Source organism: Staphylococcus edaphicus, assembly GCF_002614725.1.
GTDB lineage: Bacteria > Bacillota > Bacilli > Staphylococcales > Staphylococcaceae > Staphylococcus > Staphylococcus edaphicus.
Genome location: NZ_MRZN01000002.1, coordinates 79,312 through 103,888, shown reverse-complemented (window position 1 = coordinate 103,888; position 24,577 = coordinate 79,312). Strand labels below are relative to the sequence as shown.

Genomic DNA, 24,577 nt, shown 5'->3' with positions numbered 1-24,577 from the left:
AGGCTTACACTAACGTAACATATAATCCTCTTACACTACACTTAAAATTAACTTATTTGTGTTAAAAGAATAAAATTTATATGCTTTAAAAAGTTTTGAATTTCATTATTATTAGAAGGAAATAGAAGGTGATGTTTACTTTAGCTATTTTAACTTCTCTATAATGCAACATATTCATTTAATAATTAGTATCATTTGCAACATTGCTCTTATTTTTACAGGTATGAGATGTTGAAGAGCAACTAATGAAAAAGGTTGATTTTTACAAAACAAACCCTACTTTCGCAAAGACGTTTCTACTACAACAGTGTAGTACCAGTTTCAAAAAGCAATATGCTTTATTCAGATAATTTACAAAATAAAAAGAACCTCGCTCGAACAAGATTCTTAAATGAATGATATATAATTATTCCGTTAAAGTCTTGGTAATTTTAAATACATATATAACATGTTACCTAGGTTATTATATATTGGCCACTGCTTGACCAAATGCTTTACATATAGCATTTTAAGGTAAAATAAAAAGAACGCTGATTTATCAACGTTCTTGCTATGAGATAAGTTACACAATATCATGTATTATCACGTATTAGTGTCCTGGGAGGACTGCTATACAGCCCTTATTATCAGCGTTTATAGCGTTTTAGTGCCATGTCAGTGCCATAAAAATAAAACTTAACAATGATTACACATTATAATGGTAGAAACTCGTCTTTCAGTACTTTTATTAGTCTATTATTACAAAATTATATTTCTCCATAGATTTACTCTTAAAATTCCATCTATATTATTAAAGTTTAAGTGGTTTTGAATCTGAAATAAAATTTATACACCATAGCCCACCTTATTTCTACCCATCCTTGTAATGATACTTAATCTCACACTTGTATGATATAATGTTTTTTACAAAATAAGAAAGGTAGAGATACGATTAATGGATATTACATTTTTCATAGGTAACGGTTTTGATTTGTCAAGACAATTAGAAACTAGTTATATAGATTTTTATAAATTTCTAGTAGATGATCAAAAAATTAAAAAGAGGATTAAAAAAGATAATTACTTTTTGGAAGCAATTAAAAAGTTTATGATTGATACCAAAGATATAAATGTTACTGAGGATGATGCATCCGATGTGGATTGGGCAGATTTTGAAAAAGCTTTGGGTCAATATACAATCAACTTGAAAAATGAGACAGAAAGCGAGAAATATTTAAATGATTTAGATGATTTTAGATTTGATTTTATTGAATACATAGATTCACAACAAAACAATTACACTGTAACAGAAGATATGGCTAAAAAAATGTTTGAAAAACTAAGGTTAAATTTCTATATTGGAATAGAAAAACAGAATGAAATTAGAATTAAAAATCTTTTGAAAAGTACTAATAATCCCACATACTACTTCAATTTCGTTAATTTTAATTACACAGATACTTTGAATAATATCATAAAATTTACTAAACAAATTAATGACTCTAACAATGGAAGATTCATATGTAGAGAGCCTATACACGTTCATAGAAAATTAAGAACCGGAGCATTTTTAGGTGTAAATGATATAAGTCAAATTTCTAATCCAGATGTTTTTAAAGAACGTTCTTTAAGAGATATAATAAAACCAGAACTACAAAATTATGACGATGGAACAATACCCAAAACTATTAATTCTTTGATAAATAAAACTCAAATATACTTTATTTTCGGGATGTCTATGGGCGTCACCGATAAATTATGGTGGGAAAAAATCGCGACCCAAGTAATTTCAAATAGTAATAAGTTTCTAATTATAAATAAATATTTAAATGACGAAGACAAAGGTGAAGCTGAATTACTTCCTCGTCAGAAAAGAATTTTTAAGGATAAAGTTATAGATGAATTTTTAAATAATTTAGAGTTGAGTAAAGATCAACAAACTGCACTTTTAGATAGAACTTTTGTAATATTAGGATCAAAAAATATATTTGAACTGTAATCCAACAAAACAAATATTGAAGCACATCTTAAAAACCTTTCTTTTAATCAAATTATAACTTAATTAAATAATTTCGCGTTACTCTCAGACTTATAAAAAACAGGGTAAGTGCATAACGCTATTTACCCTCAATATAACGATGATATCATGCTATTACCACAAGTTATTAATAGCTATATTTTCACCTTGTTTATATTATATATTCAGAGGATATTTTACAACGAGCTAAAGCTATATATTATGCTATCTAACTTCTAATTTACCCCATAATGCTTTTTCTTTTAATAACCTCTCTTCTTTATCAGTAATCTTACCTATAGGCATGAAAAAAATTATCTTTTTTGTTTGCTCCAAATGCCTGATATTTAAACCTAATCCACCACAAACCATTTTTCTTATCTTTAATAACTTGATCGAATTTCACATATTCTCCTGGATAAATCCAAGAACCTCTATCTACTTGCGCTTTATCTAATCCCGTTGCACGTCTAACAACAATTGGTTCCGTATTATTTTTACTAGATGTGAATATATCATTCCACGCCCAAACTATACGAGGTGGTTTTGCTTTTATTGGTTCTTTTACGTCTTTTGCTACTTTTCGTATTGGTGAATCACCTTTCATATGCTTGAGTACTAAATTATCAAGTACACTTATATCATTTCTTCCATAACCTGCTGCTGCTAATAAATTACCTGGGTCTTGTTTATCATATTGTATTTGTTGGTGTCCAGGCATCTCATTACGTGGGTTGATTTCCCATGAATTACATAATGCTTCCATAATACGACATGGATTATCTAGTGATTTAAGTGTGCGTGAACGCTCAGAGAAATAACATGATTCAAGTCCAAATGCGATATCATTTGCATCATCACTATACCAGTTATTATCGATAGGTATATCATATAAAACATGCCATGCTTTCTCCGTAACTGGTATACAAATGATACATTCTTTATCATCTACAAAAATATGTGCTGATGCTGAACTAGCCCAATCAATATTATAAGTATTTCTATAATAATTAACATTTTGTTGTGCTGTGGAATCACGATTTCCTGCATCGTGAAATACCGCAAACCGAGGTTTACCGCTATCTAATCGTTGCCCTGTTCGACGCGTACCAATTGGTAAAAAATCAGTATAAACGGATACGCCTTTCCATGTACCTATTCTCTATTTGCCCATACTTTCTCATCCTTTTTTAAGTCATCAAAAAAAGGGAGTCGTATGACTCCCCAAAATCCATTACTATCATAATCATGTTGAATGCCTGTGCGTGAATTAACATATTTTAATGCTTCATTTTTCTTTGCCACTACGCATCACTACTTTTTCATACTTATTTTGCGTTTTTAATTCTTTCATCATTTTATTACTTTCTTTAGCAGCGCTAGTAAACGGATTATCTTTCCATGTTGTACTTAATGCGACTGCAATAGTCATTAACGTTGACTCATCAACTGGAATTGGACTAACTCCTTTATTTGATAACCACTGTTTCACTAACACCAAAATTAAACTTTATACCCTTACGATTACCGTTACTTTTACGTCCATATTATTTTTCTCCTCATAATAATAAGCCGACATGACTATGCCGACTCAAAAAATTGATAATTTTTTTATATTGTGTTAATTTATAGATAGAAAAAAGGGCAACACACACCATAAGTGCATCGCCCAAGTGAGCCCGTTAAAAAGACGGTGACTTTTATAAATGATTGTATAACCATCTACAACTCGCCAAAGCTAGAGATGGTTATTTTTTATGGTCATTTTTACTAACTAATACTAGGCCAATGATTGTCAAAACAATCATCAACATTTCATAATCAGTCAATGTTACTCCTTTCTAGGAGTCAAACCATATCTCATAGGCATCACCCCTTAATTAAAGAGATTAGCCACCATCTATCCAACTTACTCACATTAATATTTTACCACATACACTAATATTCTTTCTTCAATTCTTGTTTAATTTCATCCATCATTTTAAGCATTATATCACTATGTGTATTAAGTTTATAAAGTAACTTCAAAACTTCATTTTGACTTTTAAAATCTTCTATTATCTTTCAAATCATCATCATGATTGCATATTTTACTTTCAATTACCGTCACCCTATTTTCATTCTCTCGCTTATCTTTATTAATTCTTATCCAAAATGTAGAAATATTTATAAAAAAATGGAATTAATACACTAAAATTCCAATATATGAGACTAGTTTCATCCATTATTTACCTCCTTATTAGCTTTCAATGATTCATCTTGTTTCTCATCCCATACATAGTTATATATTTCATCTTTGAACAACTTAACTTTCTCCTTAATAATAAATAACATATTAAATTTGAATCCTCTAGCAACTACTTCTATACCAGATAAAACCGATTTATCAGCATACCTAGCTTTAATTCCTTCTTACCAAATCAGCTTATGTGTTCAGTTCGAGCTGTATCATAATAAAATAAGATATTGCCATGTCGCTCTATAACACCTTTTGCGATTTCAACCCAATCATCTATTTCTTTATGATGATAAGCATGTTCTTCAATTAGGTATCGCTTGCCTTCTATATCTTCTGCAATCACAACAATTGATCCGTGATGTTCATATCCCCAGTCGACACCAGCATACTTCTTTTTAATTTGTTTTTGATTATAATATTCTTCTGTGATGTAATGTATTTCTTCGTTGAAATCCTTATATACAACGCCTTCAGCTGCTACCCATTTACCGTATATATCTCTATCAGTAAACATTCCTGTTGGCGTACTAGCAATAATTGACTCAACATATTCACTATCTAAAAAAGTATTATCAAATAGAGTGAATTGAAATGCTTTAATGTTTAGTCTGCCATTGGATAGTTTTTGGCCAAAATTATCAATATAATCTTTTTTAACTGGATGCATCGGGTTTTCAGAGTTTGTGTCAACTAATATTCTTACGCCTTTATAACTACAACGTGTCAATACTTCTTTAATAAATGTGTCATGTAATGCTGTACCTTCATTGAGAAATGCTCCAGCTGAAGTAAAACCACGCGCTTTTTTCTACGAATCTGCGTTTTGACCATCAAATACATAAACTTTATTGCCGAATATTTTAACTGCATTTGATTTATCTAATTTAAGCTCTTTCCCAAGTATCAATTCAATATCATCTAGCACATTACGACGGATGAAAATTTGAGTTGCACCACCAATAATAAAGTTCAGTTCTTTATTCTCATAACCAGCTATGTGCATTAAAAAAGCAGTATAAACACATACGTTTTACCTGCTCGCTTAGCTCCGCTTGCTATTAAAATTTTAGGTTTTTTGTTTATAAAACAATTCCAAACTTCTTGTTGTTTTGAATTCAATACTTTATCAATCATCAGAACCACCAGCTAATTTAATAAGTGCTTTAGCAATCTGTGATTCTTGATTATTGCCTTCTGCTTTATCCATTTGTTCAATTTTCTTCTGCAATATTTGTATTTCTTTTTCAAGCTTTTCATTAGCTAAACGACCGTTTAAAATACCATGAACTTTCAATATATGTTCAATAGATCTTTGACGTTCTTCGATTCTATGTGTAATGGTTTACGTAACTTCTTTATCAACTTCATCCTTTAAATTGTTATATATCTTTGTATAAGACTGTTGATGTTCACCTCGAGCTATTGATGCAGAAATCATTAATGCTTCCTCCACACTCATTAACCGCTCTTCTTTTAGTTCGCTAAGTCGCTTATTTATATATTCCTTAATGTATGGTTTTGTTAAGTTTTCAGCCCCAACTGACCTAGCTGTTTTCTTACTATAACCAGCTTTTATAGCGACTTCTGTAGCATTGCCACCAATAATATATTCATCAGCAAATCTTTGTTGTTTTACTGTTAATTTCATGTAATCGAATCACCTTCTTATGCTAATTGAAAAAATAAATACGTCATCTATTCATTAGATGACATTAATAAATTTTCTTTATTTAAATATCTTAATATTAGATTTGAAGCTCTATTTTTCATATATTCCTTATCAACCAAAGGCGAAGTATATAATGAGCTATAGACTAATTCAATTTTGTCGCTGTAAAATTTAACTTTTACAAATTTAAATTCACTTAATATTTTAATTATTTCATCTTCTTGTAATAAACTTAACTCTTTATTAATATGTATAGTTCTAAATACAGAAGAGAACCAACTTTCAGAATAATAATTAGTTGCTATAGATGGTGTAGAATTGTCTTTGTTTTTTTCATCTTTTTCTATATCAGAGTCTCCATCAGATTTCTCTCTTACAAAATTTATATCTTTCAAATTTCTTTCAAAGGCATTGTTCAACATATCATCAACATTATTTATGTTTTCTACATGCTTTTGAATCAATAATTTTTGTTTGCTAATTGTTTCTTTTAATTCTTCAGAACTTTTAAAAATTTCATTTACTTGTTGCTTTTGACCTGCTACATCAATTAATGTAATTAAGATAGCAATCACTGATAATACAATCGATAATGAAACTCCTGCAAATGATAAAAATTGCCACGCTCCATTCTTATCAAAAAATACATATGATAATATAAGTGTTGTAAATAGTATAAAAATAATGCCTACGTATTTAAAATGCAATTTTATTCTCTTAAAATCTTTTTCATCGTAATATTTTAAATTTTCTTTATTATCCATTATTTATCTCCCTTGTTTTCATTACACAACACATTTATTATATCCTATAAATTAAAAAAGACACACCACATTATGTGATATGCCTTAATATAATATAGTATAGTGAACACTTAACAATTACAGTTCACACTATTAATGTAACACATGGAACTCAAAATATTGTTCGCATTTCATTCGCAAATAGTTCACGTTTTATTATTTATAAAATTCTAAGTTAAGATGAATACCCATTTTATTTACAGCTCTTTTCTTCATCTTATAATACTTAGTTTTACCTAAATGCATTTCTGTATATATTTGATAATCTGTATCATTATTTTTTACTAAATATCTTCTACCTATGATAATACTTTCTTCTGCACTTAACGTATTTAATCCATCATCTAATAGTTGAGATATACTATTCAATTCATCTTCTAATTTTTGTCATTCTATCTTTTATTAGCAATAGATTCAATACCATTTAATGTTTGCTTAGTCGAAGGAGGAATAAAGCTAAAGTTCTGCGTAAGTCTTGGTGATACTTCTAAAGGCAATAATTCTATAAGATATCTATAACGCTCAAATAGTTTGTATACCTTCTTTCTTGTTTTTCTATAATCAACTTCAACTGAACTAAATAACTTTTGCATAATATTCCTCCTTAGCTTTATTGCTTGTATCTTTTATTACCTTCAATAATTCCCTCTACATAACCTAGCTTAAGTTGTAGTTTCTTTATCTCATCGTCTTTGATACTATTTGTAATTAAAGTTATTAAAGCTATGATTGCTAATATAAATGCTATTGCTATCCACATTACTTATTCACCTCAAACTTTTCTGCACCCTTTTCTTCAAAAAAACATCACTATTCATGATTTGAACACGTTTACCATAAATATTAATTACTAATACTCCACCTTCATTATATTTAGTCCTTACATTATCCCCCTTATATTTCTTCAAAATTTCTCCAGTTTTGCTGTATACGGTAACAGTTCTTTTCAATCCTTTAGTATCACTCTCATGGTCTTTTTTAACATTATCAAACCAAGTACAACCTACTAATAAAAAAGTTAATGCCACTAATGGAATTAATAATAGTTTTCATAGTTGTATTCTCCTTTAATATTAGTATAAAACCTTAAAAAATAAATATGCGTATTAGACATTGCATTGTTATCACTCCTAAATTCATGTAGAATATTATTTTGTAAATTAATTTTTTAGGAGATAAAAATGAAAAAAAGACTTAAAAGATTTATTTCTAACTGATTTAGGTAATAAAATCGAAAAAATCACAAAATCATTTCTAGTTATTACTATCGTAGTTTGCTTTTTATACGTATGCGTTTCAACCTATACCAAGTTTCCACAGATACTCATGAAAACTGAAGGTAGTAATTTAGGTTTACTTTTAAAATCTCTTCAAGAAAATTGGTTTTTATCATTTTTACTATCATTTCTAGTTACATATTTAATTTTTATTTTCTGGATGTTATTCATCTTAATTCTTAATTTCAATCACACCATAAAAATTTTAAAAATTAGTTTACTATGCTCGTTAGGTGTATTCTTGATAACATTCATTTTTGTATTTATATTAGCTTCTACAAACCCCTCAAATAACACGATTGTTTTCAGTGCTTTATCAGCTATTGGCGCATCTATAAGCTTTTGTTATACTGTTTTCAATAATAACAAGGGGTAGTTTAAATTATCTCTTGTTATTTTATTTAGAAATTCTCCATCTACACTTAATATATTAAGTGTGAATGTCATTTGCTTTAGCTCCATTAAATAACCATATCTATGAATTTATTGCCTTAATATCATTTAAATTAAATTTCTTATTCCAAGGAGCCCTACTATTGATTAAACATACAAAAGCAACTTCAAACAAGTATTATAATTTAAAGAATAAAGAAAAAATAATTTTAAATAGTGATCAAAACCAATATTCAAGCATCAATTCCACAAAAGAAAATACTAATATCTTAGAAAAAATTCAAAAACCCTATAGATATAGTAAATGGTCTATGTTTTTAATATGCATTTTATTATTTGTACTTAATGTTAGTGTTTTATTTAATTCTATTGTCAACAGTAAAAGTACTTTGCCCATTGATTATATAGCAATTTCATTAACTACTATTACTTTAATTAATGGTAATCTTATCCCTAAGTTATATAACTATTTCGTCAATGTAAGTAAAGAACAATATTATAATACATTTAAAGATTATGAAGAGACAGAACTAATTAAAATTAAACTTTGGGAGAGTGAAATTCAACTTTTTTCTTATATGACAATCTTTTTTTCTTCTTTTCCTTTTTTATATTTTGTTATAGGAAGCTATGTTTCTCAATTCTTAACACAAACTATGACTTTTTTAGCGTTATTATTTTTAATAATATGGTTTTTTTACAAATTTAAAAAAGCAAAATTTAATTTCTTAATGTCAATTCTTCACTTTTCAAAACGAAATAAATGATTCATTTTATTACATTTAGTCAATCGTTTTCATAGTTACTTACATTTTTAGATATATATCATTTACCATCATATCTTGCACATATTGGCTTCTTGGATGTATTTGAGGCGTGCCATCGTATAACCATGGTTTCCTTTCTCTCTTTTGTTTTTCTTCTAAAAGCAATATGTGCAATTTCTTGTTATGTTCTACGCAATTTAATTTTCGCTTTTGTTCATTTTCTCTAAACTCTTTTATCTTCATACCAACTGGTACATTTACCGATTCATATAATGACCGACCCAACTCAATTCTTCTGCACAATAGTGCCATTTGAAATATATTAAAAAAAGTATAGCTAACCATCCAAGAAGAATTGATGGAAATTTATTCAGTCTATCTCATAATGCAGTTTCGAAAGTTTTTAAAAAGGCCAAGGAAAAACTTAATATCGCAGATGAGATAACACCGTATTCATTAAGACATACACACGCAAGTTATCTTATAAGTAAAGGGATATCAATTGAATATATTAGTAAAAGATTAGGACATGCTAGCATATCAATTACTCTTGATGTTTACACACATTTACTTGATGAACATAAAAAAGAGCAAGGCCAACGTGTCAGAGAATTATTCTCTTGACACATATTTGACACTTACTCATTAGAAACGTTGATATATCAACGGGTATAGTGTCCTGGGAGGGATTCGAACCCCCGACCGATGGCTTAGAAGGCCATTGCTCTATCCAGCTGAGCTACCAGGACATGTTGTTTTTGAACACAAGAATAATTATATCTAACTTAGCGCTATAAAGCAATACTTCAAGTATTAAAAATAAATATGATTTTTCACTTTAATGGACTTTTTATCATCTTTTCTTAAAATACTTTAAAACAATTATAAAACGTTAAGTCTGCTCACTTTAATTAAAACGCTAGATAAGAAAACAAATATTTTAAAATTGGGTTCTCTCACCTAGCCGTATCATATATCACTAGTTCACCGATAACCCAATAAATCCAAACAATAATTTATCAGATGTTAAACTATCACTGTTATATGCATGCTATCTTTAGATTTCAAATTGCTCACTATCAATGTTTTTATGATCACGATTATAAAGATTCAATGTTGCTTGCTTCTTATCTTCATCAACTAGCAATTCAGCATACGTTTCTTCAATATCGCTTCTCGATTGAGATATGCTACCAGGATTAATAACATGTACATCTCCGATATGCTCGTGTTTTGCTACGTGTGTATGTCCATAAAAAGCAAACTGACAACCTATTGATTGTGCATGTTCCGCAAGTAGCATACGGTTACGGTTAACCTGATATAAATGACCATGTGTATAAAATGCTTTAATACCTTTAACTTCGACAGTTTCTTCATTTGGAAATTCAGGATAAAAATCTGTATTGCCTTTAACTCTATGGAAATGACTTAACTCACTATCATCATATGCAAATTCAGAATCACCTAAATGAATCGCTACATCGATATGTTCATGATGATTGATGATATCAAAAAGAATGCCTTGCTCTGTATGATTATCACTGACTATAATCCACTTTGTCACGATTCATCACCTTCTAAATATTGTTGTAATTTTTCAATTGCTTTCCCTCTATGACTTATCTCACTTTTTTCTTCAGCTGTAAGTTGAGCCATTGTTTTGTTTTTATCATCTATGTAAAGATTGGATCATAGCCAAACCCATGCTCGCCAATTTTACTCAATGTAATGTCCCCTTGCACAGTCCCTTTAAATTGTACGGTCGGTTCTCCTGGGGCACTCATACTAATCACACATACAAACTGAGCACTTCTATCCGTTTCATCACCTAACTTAGTCAATAATTTCTGGATATTAGCGTCATCGTCTTTTTCAGTACCAGCGTAACGTGCTGAATAAATGCCTGGTTCTCCATTCAATGCAAATACTTCTAAACCACTGTCATCTGCAATCACGCGTTTATTCAAAGCTTTCGCAGCTGCTTCTGATTTCAATCTTGCGTTTGCTTCAAATGTATCTCCTGTTTCTTCGACATCAAAACCTTCTATAATTTCTGAAATACCAATGACATTAAAATCTGGGAATATAACTTTAAAATCATTAATCTTCCCTTTATTATTCGATGCAATAACAATATCTTCCATGGTCATGTCTCCTATTCATGTAAGTCTATTTTTTCAACGGTAACGCTCATATGTAACCACTCAGCAATGATACGTTCGATGTGCTCTGTTTCACCTGTAACGAAAAACCTATGTTTGGGTTGGCGTTGATAACCTGCATGTTCATTACTAAATGTTAACAATGCGCTTACTTCTCTAGCAGTTTCTAATCCCGAAGATATAACTACCTTTTCACCGCCAAAATAATCATTAATTGGTTGATATAATAATGGATAGTGTGTGCAACCTAATATAACCGTGTCCGCATTACTATTTCTCCAATGTTTTAATGTTTGATGAATGATTATACTTGTAATTGTTGGATCCTTATAGCGCATTTGTTCTACTAAAGGTACAAAGCCCGGACAGGCAATACCAGAAACTTCAACATTGGGATTGATATTCTTTATATGATGCCTATAGGCTTCTGATTTAATTGTACCTTCTGTTCCTAATATTAAAACATCATTATTTTTGGTTGTCATAATTGCTGTTCTTGCACCTGGTTCAATAACGCCTATAACTGGAATCGGTAAAATACTTTGTAAATGTTCTAGTGCAACGGCAGTAGCAGTATTACAAGCAATGACCAACATTTTGATATCAAAATTCATTAGTTTTTGCGCTAACTCCGTAGTAAATTGTCTTACTTCAGAACCTTCTCTTGGTCCATATGGACAACGTTCAATGTCGCCTAAATAATATATTGTTTCATTCGGTAGTTGACGCATAATTTCTTTTGCAACTGTTAAACCACCAACACCTGAATCGATTACACCTATTGGTTTTTCCATTTTCATTTTCATCCTTATTATTTATCATCTTGTATTTTATTGTAGCATAGACATGTTTTTAAAATCATTTAACAACACTAGCATTTTAAATAATTTTTTGTACTTATTTTTAATCTGTTGTCGTATGTATAAATTACGCTTAATATAAAGAAGGACTTAACACTTGTTAAACACAAATGCTAAGCCCTTATTATAAAATATATTCTATTATTGTACTTGGTGATCTGAACCGAAGAATGACTTGAACATATGGAATGAAGTTTCTCTATTTAATGCAGCAATTGACGTTGTTAAAGGAATGCCTTTAGGACAAGCATTGACACAGTTTTGTGAGTTACCACATGCTTGTAAACCGCCTCCGCCCATCAATGCTTCAAGTCTTTCATCTTTAGTCATGGAACCTGTAGGATGTAAGTTGAACAGTCTCACTTGAGAAATCGCTTGCGCACCAACGAAATCATTATTCTGCGTTACATTAGGACAAACTTCTAAACAAACACCACACGTCATACATTTAGATAATTCATATGCCGTTTGACGTTTTTTCTCTGGCATACGTGGTCCTGGACCTAAATCGTAAGTACCATCAATCGGAACCCATGCTTTCATACGTTTTAAGTTATCAAACATTCTAGTACGATCGACTTGTAAGTCACGAATGACTGGGAACGTACTCATTGGTTCTAATTTGATAGGTTGTTCTAGTTGGTCGACAATCGCAGAACATGATTGTCTCGCTTGACCATTGATAACCATTGAACAAGCACCACATACTTCTTCCAAACAGTTCATATCCCAAATAACAGGCGTTGTTTTTTCACCTTTGCTATTTACTGGGTTACGTCTAATTTCCATTAAACAGGCAATCACGTTAAGGTTTTCTCTATATGGAATTTCAAATTCTTCCATATAAGGTGTTGATTTATCCGTGTCTTGACGTTTAATGATTAATTTAATTGTTTTTTGACTAGGTTGTTGATTCTGTTCGTTTTGTGCAGGAGTATCATGTACTTCTTGTGTATCTGCCATAATTATTTACCTCCTTTTGACGCACTAGAATAATCACGTTTACGTGGTGGTATCAAGCTGATATCCACAGGTTCATAAGTAAACTTAGGCGCCTCTGTTTTACCTTGATAAGTAGCTAGTGTCGTTTTCAACCATTCTTCATCGTTTCTGTCAGGGAATTCTGGTTTATAATGTGCACCACGAGATTCATTTCTGTTATATGCACCGATTGTAATTACGCGTGCCAACACTAACATATTCCATAATTGGCGTGTAAAGAACACGGCTTGGTTACTCCAAGTTTGCGTATCCTCTATATCAATATCTTGATAACGTTCCATCAATTCTACAATTTTTTTGTCTGTTTCTAATAATGATTTGTTTTCACGAACAACCGTCACGTTGGCTGTCATAATTTCGCCAAGTTCTCTGTGGAGTTTATAAGCATTTTCTGATCCCTTCATATTAAGTAAGTGATCAAATCTTTCTTGTTCTTCTTGAACTCGTCTTTCGTAAAAGCTATCATCCAAATCTGTGTATGAATCTTCAATATTTGAGATGTATTCCACTGCATTAGGTCCTGCAACTGTACCACCATATATAGCTGATAACAATGAGTTAGCACCGAGTCGGTTACCGCCATGTTGTGAATAATCACATTCACCAGCTGCAAATAAACCTTTGATATTTGTCATTTGATCATAGTCAACGTATAAACCACCCATTGAGTAATGAACTGCTGGGAAGATCTTCATTGGAACTTTACGAGGATCATCACCTGTGAATTTTTCATAAATTTCTATAATTCCACCAAGTTTAATATCTAACTCATGTGGATCTTTATGTGATAAGTCTAGGTATACCATGTTTTCACCGTTAATACCTAATTTTTGGTTAACACATACATCAAAGATTTCACGTGTTGCAATATCACGAGGTACTAAGTTACCATAATCTGGATATTTTTCTTCTAGGAAATACCATGGCTTACCATCTTTATAAGTCCAAATACGGCCACCTTCACCACGTGCTGACTCACTCATTAATCTAAGTTTGTCATCACCAGGAATAGCAGTTGGATGAATTTGAATAAATTCACCATTGGCATACATTGCGCCTTGTTGATATACGATAGAAGCTGCTGAACCTGTGTTAATCATTGAATTAGTCGTTTTACCAAAGATAATACCAGGGCCACCAGTTGCCATAATAACTGCATCTGAACCAAATGATTCAATTTCTGATGTCGTCATGTTTTGTGCAACGATACCTCTTGCCATGTTGTCATCATCTTTAACGATACCTAAGAATTCCCAACCTTCATACTTAGTAACTAAACCATCGACTTCAAAGCTACGAACTTGTTCGTCTAAAGCATAAAGTAATTGTTGACCTGTCGTAGCACCCGCATAAGCTGTTCTGTGATACATCGTACCACCAAAACGTCTAAAGTCTAACAAACCTTCTTTAGTTCTATTAAACATAACACCCATACGATCAAGTAAATGAATAATCTTAGGTGCAGCTTCCGTCATAGCTTGAACTGGTGGTTGGTTTGCCAAAAAGTCTCCGCCATATACAGTATCATCTAAATGCACTGATGGTGAGTCCCCTTCACCTTTTGTATTTACCGCTCCGTTTATACCGCCTTGAGCACAAACAGAGTGTGATCGTTTAACAGGAACAAGTGAGAACAAGTCAACATGTGCGCCTTGTTCTGCTGCTTTAATTGTTGACATCAGACCGGCAAGTCCTCCACCGACAACAATAATTTTCTTCTCTGCCATATATGTCACTCCCTCAAATATATATGAAACTTTGTTTTAATACTTTATAAAAACGCTAAAATTGCACTAACTCCAATATATGAAACAACTAGGAAAACAATAAGTGAAACCCATGTGAAAATTTGTTGAGATTTTTTAGATTGTAATACACCCCAAGTAACTAAGAATGACCATAGACCATTCGCAAAGTGGAATGTTACTGCTAATACACAGACAATGTAAAAAATTAACCATAATGGATTAGATACAATGTCATGAACCATGTCAAAGTTCACTTCATGTCCTAGCGCACGTTGGATACGTGTTTGCCAAAGGTGAATTGCTACGAATATAAATGTTAAAACACCTGTAGCACGTTGTAGTAAAAACATCCAGTTTCTAAATGTAGAATAGTGCCCCACATTTTCCTTTGCCGTAAAGGCAATATGTACACCGTATACCGCATGATACAGAATTGGAATATAGATAACGATAAATTCCACTGCAATTAAAAAAGGTATAGATTCCATAAATCCAGCTGCCTTGTTAAACGCGGCTTCACCTTGTGTTGCCTGATGGTTAACAAGTAAATGAACTAACAAGAATCCACCTATTGGTATTACGCCTAGCAAAGAATGTAAGCGTCTTAAATAGAATTGATTTTTCGAATATGCCAAAAGGAAGTCCCCCCTGTGAAACAGTTAATTTTTTTGGATTTCTTTTTTACTGTACAAAGTATTTGCTATTTTCATATAAACTTTATAGGCAATAATTTTTTTGTGCTATATATTTGTTACAACACAATAACATTGCATAACTTTTAAACATCGTTGAGAATATCAAGACTTAGTCATACCAGTTTAAAAATAAAAGTTAGTGAGAACATTCTCAATTAGAAAACGCTTCCATATACATGTAAAAAAAGAATTCCTGTTATTTATTATTGTAACACTAATTAAATAAAAATTGGGCATGAGAATGATTCTCATGCCACAAAGTTAAATCTATGATTCGCTAGATAAGGCGCGATGAAGATTCTCAGCCACATTTTGAGGAAGGCCAGCATTTTTTAAATCTTCTACACTTGCTTCTTTCATTCGCTTAATTGAACCAAATGTACGTAATAATGTTGTCTTGCGTTTGGCACCAATACCATCTACGGTATCAAGTACTGACTGCAATCCAGTCTTTTGTCTTGTTTGTCTATGGAATGTAATGGCAAACCGATGTACTTCATCTTGAATTCTTTGCAATAAATAAAATGGCTGACTATTTTTTTTCATAGGTACAACTTCTGCTTGTTCACCGTATAATATTTCTGAAGTTTGGTGTTTATCATTCTTTCTTAAACCAGCAACAGGTATGTCTAAGCCTAATTCATTTTCCAAAACATCGATGACACCGCTCATATGCCCCTTACCACCATCTACAATAATTAAATCTGGGAGTGGGCTACCTTCATTCAACACGCGGGTGTAGCGTCTACGTATTACTTCGCGCATTGATTTATAATCATCTGGGCCTTCAACTGTCTTAATCTTATACTTCCGATAACCTTTTTTATTTGGTTTACCATCAATAAAAGAAACCATTGCTGAAACAGGGTTTACACCTTGTATATTAGAATTATCAAAAGCTTCTATTCTTATTGGTGTTTGAATGCCCATCACATCGCCTAACTCCTCAATTGCTTTAACTGTACGAGATTCATCCTTAGCAATGAGTTCAAATTTGTGTTCAAGCGTGACTTCAGCATTATGATTTGCTAAATCAACCATGTCTTTCTTTTTACCTTTTAACGGTTGAACAATTTTCGTATCGACTACAGATTGAATTATCTCTTTATTTAAATGTTTAGGCACATGTACCTCTTTTGGCAAAATATGCTGGTTTAAATCATAGAATTGACCAATAAACGTGTAGAATTCTTCTTCTTCCGTCTGCTGAAGTGGAATCATAGTTGCATCACGTTTAATCATATTGCCTTGTCTAATAAAGAACACTTGAATACACATCCATCCTTTTGAAATACTATAGCCAAACACATCTCTTATCGTATTATCTGAAGACGTGATTTTTTGTTTTTTATTTAGGTTATGGATATGTTGTATTAAATCTCTATATTCTTTAGCTTGTTCAAAATCTAATGATTCACTAGATTCTTGCATTTTTTGTTCTAAATTATGCAAAATCGTTTTATCTTCACCATTTAAAAAATCTGTTATTTCTTTTGTCATCTCAGCATATTTTTCTAAATCAACTGGGTATACACATGGGCCTAAACATTGTCCAATATGATAATAAAGACACAATTTATCCGGCATTTTATCGCATTTTCTAAATGGATAAATACGATCTAATAACTTTTTGGTCTCTTGTGCTGAATACGCATTGGGATATGGTCCAAAATATTTACCACTACCCTTTTTCACTGTACGGGTTACAATTAATCTAGGATATTTTTCTTTAGTTATTTTAATAAAGGGATAACTCTTATCATCCTTTAATAGAATATTATAACGTGGTTGATACTGTTTAATTAGATTTAGTTCTAATAACAACGATTCCGTTTCACTAGACGTTACAATAAATTCAAAGTTTCTAATCTCACCGACTAGTCTCGTTGTTTTTGCGTCATGTGCACCTGTAAAATAAGACCTTAATCTATTTCTAAGTTTCTTCGCTTTACCTACATATATAATTTGGTCATTACGATCTTTCATTAGATAGCAACCTGGCTCTGTTGGTACGACAGTCAGCTTTTGTTTGATTTTTTCTTGGTATGCTTCCATGATGTGCCGCCTCCTTTCATTAATATTTTTAAATTCCAATACTTTATTAAACGACCTTTCCGTTTATGATATCAAAATAAATTTCATTTGCGCTTATTTATATTATAAAATAGCATCGCTATGTTTCACAATGGATTGATTATTGCAGAAATTGAAAAGAGACTGGGACATAATAAATTCGTCCCAGCCTCTTTTTCAATTCTAGTTATCCTTAAAAGGGTGGGACAACAAAATCTTTTGAGTATCATCAGATTTCTGTCTCACTCTCGAAGGAGCTTAATTTATTATAAGTGTTTTTCGATTACTTCAGCTAAGTTTTCTTTAGGTTGGAAACCTACTACTTTGTCTACTGGTTCGCCATCTTTAAATACGATTAAAGTTGGGATACTCATAACTTCAAATTTAGCAGCTGTTGATGGATTTTCATCTACATCTAGTTTTAAAATATTAGCTTTGCCATCATAGTCGCCAGCTAGTTCTTCTAATACTGGAGCAATCATTTTACATGGGCCACACCATGTTGCCCAAAAATCTACTAAATTGACCCCTGATTGAATATTTTCATCAAAGTTTGAATCTGTTACTTTTACGATTGCCATAACTGCCAATCCTCCTTAAATTTCAAATGATGAAGAAATTATAACAGACTTTATGCAAATCTGCATACCTCTTGCTCACGATTATTTTAATTCTACAACGGTTACACCAAATCCACCTTCACTTGGCATACCGTTTCTATATGATGCCACACTTTTATGTCGTTTTAAATGATTTTGCACACCTTTTTGTAATGCACCTGTTCCTTTACCATGTATAATGTAAACTTGCTCATAATTACTTAGAACAGCTTGATCCAAATATTGATCAACTGCAACCATTGCTTCATCATAACGATAACCACGTAAATCTAATTCCATTTTTATACTTTGACGATTTTCACGTTTAATCATTTTCGTTGGCTCTGTTTTGGTTTTTTTCGTTTTTTCTAAATCTTCTAGAGGCAATTTCATTTTAATAATTCCCATTTGAACAACAGCTTCATTTTTATCAATCAATTCTATGACTTCACCTTTTTGGCCGTAAGTAAGTACTTTCACTTCGTCACCAGCTTTGATTTCATCCCATTTTTTCTTTTGAACATTTTGTTTCAGAGATTTGGCTTCATATTGATCGTCAAGTTGTTTTTTCTTATCAATGAGCTCGTGTTCTTTTACGTCGGCACCCTTTTGATCTCTCAATTCACGCAGTTCTTTTAATATATCATCCGCTTCTTTAGTAGCAGACTTCACACGTTGATTTGCTTTTTCTTTTGCTTCATTCAACAACTGTTTCTCATGATTTTGATATTGTTCATATTGTTTCGCCAATGCATCATGCGTATCCTGAGCTTCTCTTAATAAGTAATCCAATTCAATGCGTTGTTCGTCTACGCGTTTGGAATTGGATTCTAAGGAGGCAATCATTTCATTAATTTCCTGCTCATCTTGACCAATCATAGATTTGGCTTTCTGAATTATTTTCATATTTAAGCCTAGTTTTTTTGAGATATCAAATGCATTTGAACGACCTGGCACACCCATTAATAATTTGTATGTTGGGCTTAATGTATTTACATCAAATTCAACGCTTGCATTCATCACACCATCTCTATTATAGCTATAAGCTTTTAGCTCAGGATAGTGTGTTGTAGCCATTACTAATGAACCTATGTCATGAACATAATCTAAAATACTCATCGCCAATGCTGCGCCTTCACTTGGATCAGTACCTGCACCTAATTCATCAAATAATATTAAACTGTTTTTAGTTGTATCTTGCAATATTTCAACAATATTTTTCATGTGTGATGAAAATGTTGAGAGTGACTGTTCTATTGATTGCTCGTCACCAATATCACAATATACATTTTCAAAAATACTTAGTTTACTGCCATCTAGCGTTGGAATAAGTATGCCTGATTGAGCCATCGCAATAATTAAACCTAACGTTTTCAATGTTACCGTTTTACCGCCTGTGTTAGGCCCTGTGATTATAACCGTTTCAATATCTTCTGCAAATTCGATTGTATTAGCAACGACTGTACGTTTATCAAGTAAAGGGTGAAATGCTTTTGGTAAATAAACCGTTCTATCCTTTGTGAATTGAGGTTTCGTACCTTTAATTGAACGTGCATAACGCGCTTTAGCTGTTAAGAAATCAATTTGGCCCATAATCGTTTCCGAAACCAAACATGCTTCTGCTTCTTCAGCCACTTCTACCGTTAGTTCAGTTAAAATACGTTCTCGTTCAATCGCCTCATCATTTTTCAAGCGACTAATTTGGTTACTCATTTCTACAATAGATGATGGTTCCACATATAAGGTTTGTCCTGAAGCAGACTGGTCATGAACAATACCATTAAAGTCTTGTCTGTATTCTGCTTTGACTGGTATGACATTACGCTCATTACGCACTGTGACAATGGCATCAGAAAGTTTCTTTTGATTGCCTTGGCTTTTAACAATCTTGTCTAAATTTTGTTTGATTCTTTGATTTGTGCTAGAGATTTTACTTCTGATACCTTGCAACTCATAACTTGCATTATCGTATAAATCATATGCATCACATTTTTGATGTATACTTTGATATAAATCAGTTAATACCGGCAATTGCTCCATTCTATCGTTCAATATTGGATAGTTAATTGTTTCTTCTTCATTTATCAAATTATTATAAAATGTTTTGTATTGATTTTGAATTTGTATTAATCGTTTAATGATATTTAATTCATTAACACTTAGAACGCCACCTATAGTTGCTCTGTGAACATAGGTTGATATTTTAGCTAACCCACTCAAGCTAGGCATTCGCTGTTTATTATAAATTTGTGAAATTTCATCTGTTTCATTCATTTGAAATTCAACCGTATTAAAATCAGTCGCAGGTGACATGTCTACGACTTTTTCTTTACCTAAATCACTGATTGTTTCATTTTCTATTAACGCTTTTATTTTATCGAATTCTAAGACATTTAAAGATTTCTGTCTCATCTAATCCCTCTATTTCTTCAATTTAATATTATTCTCAATTAATGACTTAAATTCCTCTCGAGACATTGTATTAACAACTCTATCCTTTGTAACAAACCCTTTTTGTGCCGTTGCAACACCATATTTCATAAATTCTAAATGGTCTATGTGATGTGCGTCAGTATTAATTGCGAGTTGTATATTTGGATATTTTTTAACCGTTTCAGCATTTAAATCTAACCGTTTTGGATTGGCATTTATTTCTAAAATCGTATGCGTTTCTTCTGCAAGTTGACATAATCTATCTATATCTGGTTCATAACCAGGACGTTTTCCTATAATGCGACCAGTGGGATGTGCAATATGACGTACATATGGATTACGACAAGCATGCTCTAATCGACGCATAATTTCTTCTTGTGACTGATTAAAACTTTGATGTATCGCAGCAATAACATAGTCTAATTGTTCCAGTACCTCGTCATCATAGTCTAATTGCCCATCCGGTAAAATATCCATTTCTATACCGGAGTAAATGTCAATCTCTTTATACTTTTTATTTAAGGCTTTAATTTCTTCATTTTGACGTAATAAACGTTCTACTGATAAGCCATTCGCAACTTTCAGACTTTGAGAATGGTCAGTAATTACCATAAATTGATAGCCTTTAGCAATGTTTGCTTTCACCATATCCTCTATACTAAATGCACCATCGCTATATGTCGTATGCATGTGCATATCGCCCTGAATATCTGATAATTGAATAATTTGAGATAAATCTTTATCAAATTCGCTTCCGTCTTCTCTTAGAGCTGGCTCAATCCAATGCACGCCAAAATGTTCATAAATTGCTTGCTCACTCTGGTATTGAATCATTTTGCCGTTATTTTGTTCAATACCATACTCACTTACTTTCTCATCTTGTTCTTTAGCTAATTGACGAATTCTAATATTATGATCTTTTGAGCCTGTAAAATGTTGTAATGTATGATAAAAAGCCGACGGTTCTATTAATCTAAAATCAACGCCTATCGTTTCATCATCATATGCCAATTCAAGTGATACTTTTGTCTGACCAACTGCTACTTCTTTAACTATATTCGGCATTTTCAATAAAGCTTGTTGTACTGCATGAGGACTGTCTGTACTCACAATATAATCTAAGTCTTTACTCATTTCTTTATATCTTCTATAACTTCCAGCAACTTCGTATTTGTCTATATTTTCCACGTTGGCTAAATAGTCATTAATTTTACCATTTAATCCACGCATTTGATCAATTGGGTATTTTTCTTTTTTAGCACCTAATGCTTTTACTGCTTCAAGTATATTTTGTTCAGTTTTTTTAGCAAATCCACTTAACTCGCTTACTTTGCCTTGTTCACAAGCAATTTGCAATGCTTCTTTGCCATCTATGTTTAATTCTTTATACAATTTAGCTATTTTTTTACTTCCAAGCCCTTGTATTTTTAATAAAGGAATTAGCCCTTCCGGTACTTCTTGCTGTAAAGCATCTAAGGTTGTAGACGTACCTGATTGACGATATTCATTAATCACCTCGCCAACACCTTTACCAATACCTTTTAATTCGGTAACATCTTCTATGTCATCTAGTGGACGTTCATCAATTTCAAGACTTTGTGCAGCTTTTCTATAAGCAGAAACTTTAAACGTATTTTCACCTTTTAACTCCATGTAAGTTGCTATTTTTTCTAACAGCTGAATAATATCTTTTTTAGTCATTATTTTCACTCCATAAAAAAAGGTCAAGACAGATTACTGCAACACTACTTCAGTAAATTAATGATGTCCTGACCTCCTATATTTTATAAAACCATACTAACTCATCACCCATACCACGTTAAATATTCAGTATGTAAGTTGATATATAGGGCATATGTAATATTAAAAATTCTGAGATTTCCCCATTTATGAATTGATTCTGCACTATTTCTAAAGGATACAATGCAATAGCATATAATAACGTAGCACTGATAATAATTGAAGAAACCAAGCTCATCACTGTACCAATCATACGGCTCAAGAAATTAGGTCTTTTAAATTTTAAAATATTATCAAAAACAACTATTATGCCATAACAAATAATTTTAGTAAGCGTCGCAATGATTAAAAATGCAATAATATGATCAAAGCGTTGATGTATATTATCAAAATGAATCGCATAATTCAAATCAAATGCACGTGTTTTTGGAAATGGTATAAATAATTCTAAACGCTGTGCTATTTGGTGATAGAACTTTTGAGCTACCCAAACTGAAAATATTGTTGATCCTAAATGTAATGCCCCCAGCCAAGCGCCTCTTCTAAAACCAATCATTCCAATATAAAGAAAAATGATTACGACCAGCAAATCTAAAATCATTTATCTTCACTATTTTTTAACTGTTTTATTTCTTGTTGCAGACGATAGTTTTCCTCTTCCAGTTGTACTTTTTCATGCATAATATTGACAGCAGTCAATATTGCCTTTCTCGTCGTATCTAGACCAGCACTTTTACTGGCTAACATTTTGAGTCTTTCGTCTACTAAATGTGCTACATAACGGATATGCTCAGGATTGTCCTCTCCAACAATAGTGTAATGTTGATCATTAATTGTTACGTTAATCCGATTTTTAAACTCACCCATATAATAACTCCTGACTTTTAATATATATTTCCGAACTTATTTTCTAATTGTTTCAATTAAGTATGTAATTTAGTCTTTTAGATTATTTATCACGAACCATTATACACGACATAATATTATTTTGTAAGAGGTGAGAATTGTTATATAAGAAATATTTGTTATTTATTCCATTTTTGTCAATAATAATAAATATTTTGTGCTATCGCTTATAAAGATGTAAGTTTATCACCTAACACCACGTCTTACATATGGTATGATGTTCAATGTCTTGATACATAAGTTATACATATATAAAGTGAGGTCTCGTACATGACAAACGTTGTACATCAATTAACGCATTCAGAAATCAACCAATTAATATCAAAAATACCTTTTGATACTTCAAATCTATCACAAGGTATGAAGGCAAAAACAAAATACAAAAGTACATCCATCTCAATATATAATTCGAATAAGGTCATGTTCCAAGGTAAAGATGCAGAACGTATTGCTTCACAATTAATACCTAACAAAGTGAAGTCACAATCATCACCTAAAGCAACCTCAACATCAAAACAAACAATTTCATACAATAATTTCCAATGCATTGGCAGTGATGAAGCAGGAAGTGGTGATTATTTCGGTCCGCTCACTGTATGTGCTGCCTATGTCTCACAGAAAAATGTGCAAATATTAAAAACGTTAGGCGTCGATGATTCTAAGAAATTAACAGATGCAAAAATTGTAGCCATAGCAGAACAACTCGTTACGTTTATTCCTCATTCATTACTCGTCATGGATAATGAGAAATATAACGACAAACAAAAGGCAGGATGGTCACAAGTTAAAATGAAAGCTGTATTGCATAATGAAGCTATCAAGAACGTGACTCAAAAAATCGACACTAGTGCTTTAGATTATATCGTCATAGATCAATTTGCCAAGGCAGATGTTTATAAACGTTATGCTCTAAGTGATTTACCATTTATTAGTAAAACTAAATTTGAAACTAAAGGCGAATCAAAATCCATTGCTATAGCTGCAGCAAGTATTATTTCACGATATGCCTTCGTAAAACATATGGATCGTTTATCACGCTCAGTTAACATGGAAATCCCAAAAGGTGCGAGCAATAAAGTGGATTTAACTGCAGCAAAAATAATCGAACGTAGTGGCATAGATTATCTTGATTCTATTTCAAAAAAACATTTTGCCAATCGTACAAAGGCTGAAGCTTTAGTTCATAAGAAGCGTCATAAATAAAAAAACAGC

Annotated in this window: 25 protein-coding genes, 1 tRNA gene and 3 pseudogenes; 4 read left to right on the top strand and 25 right to left on the bottom strand. The window is 31.7% G+C overall.

The window, feature by feature from the left end:
• The first annotated feature begins 934 nt into the window (after positions 1 to 934).
• Entirely contained in the window at positions 935 to 1,978 is a 1,044-nt protein-coding gene (locus BTJ66_RS02040; protein ID WP_099089329.1) for an AbiH family protein, read from the top strand.
• A gap of 243 nt (positions 1,979 to 2,221) precedes the next feature.
• On the opposite strand, the gene BTJ66_RS14080 is transcribed toward BTJ66_RS02040, so the two are convergent.
• From BTJ66_RS14080 to BTJ66_RS01995, 11 genes and pseudogenes are all read right to left on the bottom strand, one after another.
• The gene (locus BTJ66_RS14080) at positions 2,222 to 2,302 is read right to left on the bottom strand and encodes a hypothetical protein (RefSeq protein ID WP_476661999.1); all 81 of its coding nucleotides are present in this window, start codon (positions 2,300 to 2,302) and stop codon (positions 2,222 to 2,224) included.
• Positions 2,289 to 3,155 carry a peptidoglycan recognition protein family protein gene (locus BTJ66_RS13760; protein ID WP_476661998.1) on the bottom strand — a complete coding sequence of 289 codons (867 nt, stop codon included), beginning with the start codon at positions 3,153 to 3,155 and terminating at the stop codon, positions 2,289 to 2,291. Before BTJ66_RS13760 ends, BTJ66_RS14080 begins: the two co-directional genes overlap by 14 nt.
• A 129-nt stretch (positions 3,156 to 3,284) precedes the next feature.
• A complete protein-coding gene (locus tag BTJ66_RS02030) occupies positions 3,285 to 3,494 on the bottom strand; it encodes a phage holin (RefSeq protein WP_249740087.1) in 210 nt (69 codons plus the stop codon).
• Between the two features lie 734 nt (positions 3,495 to 4,228).
• Positions 4,229 to 5,369 (bottom strand): annotated as a pseudogene (locus BTJ66_RS02020) (PBSX family phage terminase large subunit); the annotation flags it as partial.
• Entirely contained in the window at positions 5,362 to 5,529 is a 168-nt protein-coding gene (locus BTJ66_RS13755) for a hypothetical protein (RefSeq protein ID WP_238597573.1), read from the bottom strand. The gene BTJ66_RS13755 and the pseudogene BTJ66_RS02020, both read right to left, overlap by 8 nt.
• A 48-nt stretch (positions 5,530 to 5,577) precedes the next feature.
• Entirely contained in the window at positions 5,578 to 5,883 is a 306-nt protein-coding gene (locus BTJ66_RS13750; RefSeq protein WP_238597572.1) for a terminase small subunit, read from the bottom strand.
• A 47-nt stretch (positions 5,884 to 5,930) separates the two neighbouring features.
• Positions 5,931 to 6,668, bottom strand: coding sequence for a hypothetical protein (locus BTJ66_RS02010; protein ID WP_099089326.1), 738 nt, complete (start codon positions 6,666 to 6,668; stop codon positions 5,931 to 5,933).
• 195 nt (positions 6,669 to 6,863) lie between these two features.
• A complete protein-coding gene (locus tag BTJ66_RS02005) occupies positions 6,864 to 7,076 on the bottom strand; it encodes an ArpU family phage packaging/lysis transcriptional regulator (protein WP_099089325.1) in 213 nt (70 codons plus the stop codon).
• Between the two features lie 23 nt (positions 7,077 to 7,099).
• Positions 7,100 to 7,300, bottom strand: coding sequence for an ArpU family phage packaging/lysis transcriptional regulator (locus BTJ66_RS02000; RefSeq protein WP_099089324.1), 201 nt, complete (start codon positions 7,298 to 7,300; stop codon positions 7,100 to 7,102).
• A gap of 17 nt (positions 7,301 to 7,317) precedes the next feature.
• Positions 7,318 to 7,467 carry a DUF1514 domain-containing protein gene (locus BTJ66_RS13490; RefSeq protein WP_153043310.1) on the bottom strand — a complete coding sequence of 50 codons (150 nt, stop codon included), beginning with the start codon at positions 7,465 to 7,467 and terminating at the stop codon, positions 7,318 to 7,320.
• 7 nt (positions 7,468 to 7,474) lie between these two features.
• The gene (locus BTJ66_RS01995; protein ID WP_099089323.1) at positions 7,475 to 7,735 is read right to left on the bottom strand and encodes a hypothetical protein; all 261 of its coding nucleotides are present in this window, start codon (positions 7,733 to 7,735) and stop codon (positions 7,475 to 7,477) included.
• 689 nt (positions 7,736 to 8,424) lie between these two features.
• Between BTJ66_RS01995 and BTJ66_RS01990 the strand changes: the two genes are divergently transcribed.
• Complete coding sequence (locus tag BTJ66_RS01990; protein WP_153043309.1) at positions 8,425 to 9,144, top strand: hypothetical protein; 720 nt, start codon at positions 8,425 to 8,427, stop codon at positions 9,142 to 9,144.
• 39 nt (positions 9,145 to 9,183) lie between these two features.
• Here BTJ66_RS01990 and BTJ66_RS01985 read toward each other — a convergent pair whose 3' ends face one another.
• Positions 9,184 to 9,456 carry an SA1788 family PVL leukocidin-associated protein gene (locus BTJ66_RS01985; RefSeq protein WP_099089321.1) on the bottom strand — a complete coding sequence of 91 codons (273 nt, stop codon included), beginning with the start codon at positions 9,454 to 9,456 and terminating at the stop codon, positions 9,184 to 9,186.
• Between the two features lie 24 nt (positions 9,457 to 9,480).
• Here BTJ66_RS01985 and BTJ66_RS01980 point away from each other — a divergent pair.
• Positions 9,481 to 9,768 (top strand): annotated as a pseudogene (locus tag BTJ66_RS01980) (tyrosine-type recombinase/integrase); the annotation flags it as partial.
• 51 nt (positions 9,769 to 9,819) lie between these two features.
• Here BTJ66_RS01980 and BTJ66_RS01975 read toward each other — a convergent pair.
• The 13 genes and pseudogenes from BTJ66_RS01975 to zapA form a co-directional block, all read right to left on the bottom strand.
• Positions 9,820 to 9,893: transfer RNA gene (locus BTJ66_RS01975), tRNA-Arg, on the bottom strand.
• A 308-nt stretch (positions 9,894 to 10,201) separates the two neighbouring features.
• Positions 10,202 to 10,711 (bottom strand): YfcE family phosphodiesterase, encoded by a 510-nt coding sequence (locus BTJ66_RS01970; protein ID WP_099089319.1) that lies wholly within the window; start codon positions 10,709 to 10,711, stop codon positions 10,202 to 10,204.
• A pseudogene (locus BTJ66_RS01965) lies at positions 10,708 to 11,291 on the bottom strand (XTP/dITP diphosphatase). Before BTJ66_RS01965 ends, BTJ66_RS01970 begins: the two are co-directional and overlap by 4 nt.
• Before the next feature lie 11 nt (positions 11,292 to 11,302).
• Positions 11,303 to 12,103 carry a glutamate racemase gene (gene racE / locus BTJ66_RS01960; RefSeq protein ID WP_099089318.1) on the bottom strand — a complete coding sequence of 267 codons (801 nt, stop codon included), beginning with the start codon at positions 12,101 to 12,103 and terminating at the stop codon, positions 11,303 to 11,305.
• 207 nt (positions 12,104 to 12,310) lie between these two features.
• On the bottom strand, positions 12,311 to 13,132 hold the full coding sequence (gene sdhB / locus BTJ66_RS01955) for a succinate dehydrogenase iron-sulfur subunit (protein WP_099089317.1): 822 nt from the start codon (positions 13,130 to 13,132) through the stop codon (positions 12,311 to 12,313).
• 2 nt (positions 13,133 to 13,134) lie between these two features.
• Positions 13,135 to 14,898: a succinate dehydrogenase flavoprotein subunit gene (gene sdhA / locus BTJ66_RS01950; RefSeq protein WP_099089316.1), complete on the bottom strand. Its 1,764-nt coding sequence runs from the start codon at positions 14,896 to 14,898 to the stop codon at positions 13,135 to 13,137.
• 44 nt (positions 14,899 to 14,942) lie between these two features.
• On the bottom strand, positions 14,943 to 15,554 hold the full coding sequence (locus tag BTJ66_RS01945) for a succinate dehydrogenase cytochrome b558 subunit (RefSeq protein WP_099089315.1): 612 nt from the start codon (positions 15,552 to 15,554) through the stop codon (positions 14,943 to 14,945).
• A 327-nt stretch (positions 15,555 to 15,881) separates the two neighbouring features.
• Entirely contained in the window at positions 15,882 to 17,669 is a 1,788-nt protein-coding gene (gene uvrC, locus BTJ66_RS01940) for an excinuclease ABC subunit UvrC (RefSeq protein ID WP_099089314.1), read from the bottom strand.
• Positions 17,670 to 17,953: 284 nt separating this feature from the next.
• Positions 17,954 to 18,268: a thioredoxin gene (gene trxA / locus BTJ66_RS01935; RefSeq protein ID WP_002483634.1), complete on the bottom strand. Its 315-nt coding sequence runs from the start codon at positions 18,266 to 18,268 to the stop codon at positions 17,954 to 17,956.
• An 81-nt stretch (positions 18,269 to 18,349) separates the two neighbouring features.
• Complete coding sequence (locus BTJ66_RS01930) at positions 18,350 to 20,698, bottom strand: endonuclease MutS2 (RefSeq protein WP_099089313.1); 2,349 nt, start codon at positions 20,696 to 20,698, stop codon at positions 18,350 to 18,352.
• 9 nt (positions 20,699 to 20,707) lie between these two features.
• A complete protein-coding gene (gene polX, locus BTJ66_RS01925; protein WP_099089312.1) occupies positions 20,708 to 22,420 on the bottom strand; it encodes a DNA polymerase/3'-5' exonuclease PolX in 1,713 nt (570 codons plus the stop codon).
• Between the two features lie 118 nt (positions 22,421 to 22,538).
• Positions 22,539 to 23,060, bottom strand: a complete 522-nt coding sequence (locus BTJ66_RS01920; RefSeq protein WP_099089311.1) for a CvpA family protein — start codon at positions 23,058 to 23,060, stop codon at positions 22,539 to 22,541.
• Positions 23,057 to 23,326, bottom strand: coding sequence for a cell division protein ZapA (zapA, locus tag BTJ66_RS01915; RefSeq protein WP_099089310.1), 270 nt, complete (start codon positions 23,324 to 23,326; stop codon positions 23,057 to 23,059). The genes BTJ66_RS01920 and zapA overlap by 4 nt, the downstream gene beginning before the upstream one ends.
• Before the next feature lie 309 nt (positions 23,327 to 23,635).
• Here zapA and rnhC point away from each other — a divergent pair, with 309 nt between their 5' ends.
• Positions 23,636 to 24,568 (top strand): ribonuclease HIII, encoded by a 933-nt coding sequence (gene rnhC / locus BTJ66_RS01910; protein ID WP_099089309.1) that lies wholly within the window; start codon positions 23,636 to 23,638, stop codon positions 24,566 to 24,568.
• The last annotated feature ends 9 nt before the right edge of the window (positions 24,569 to 24,577 follow it).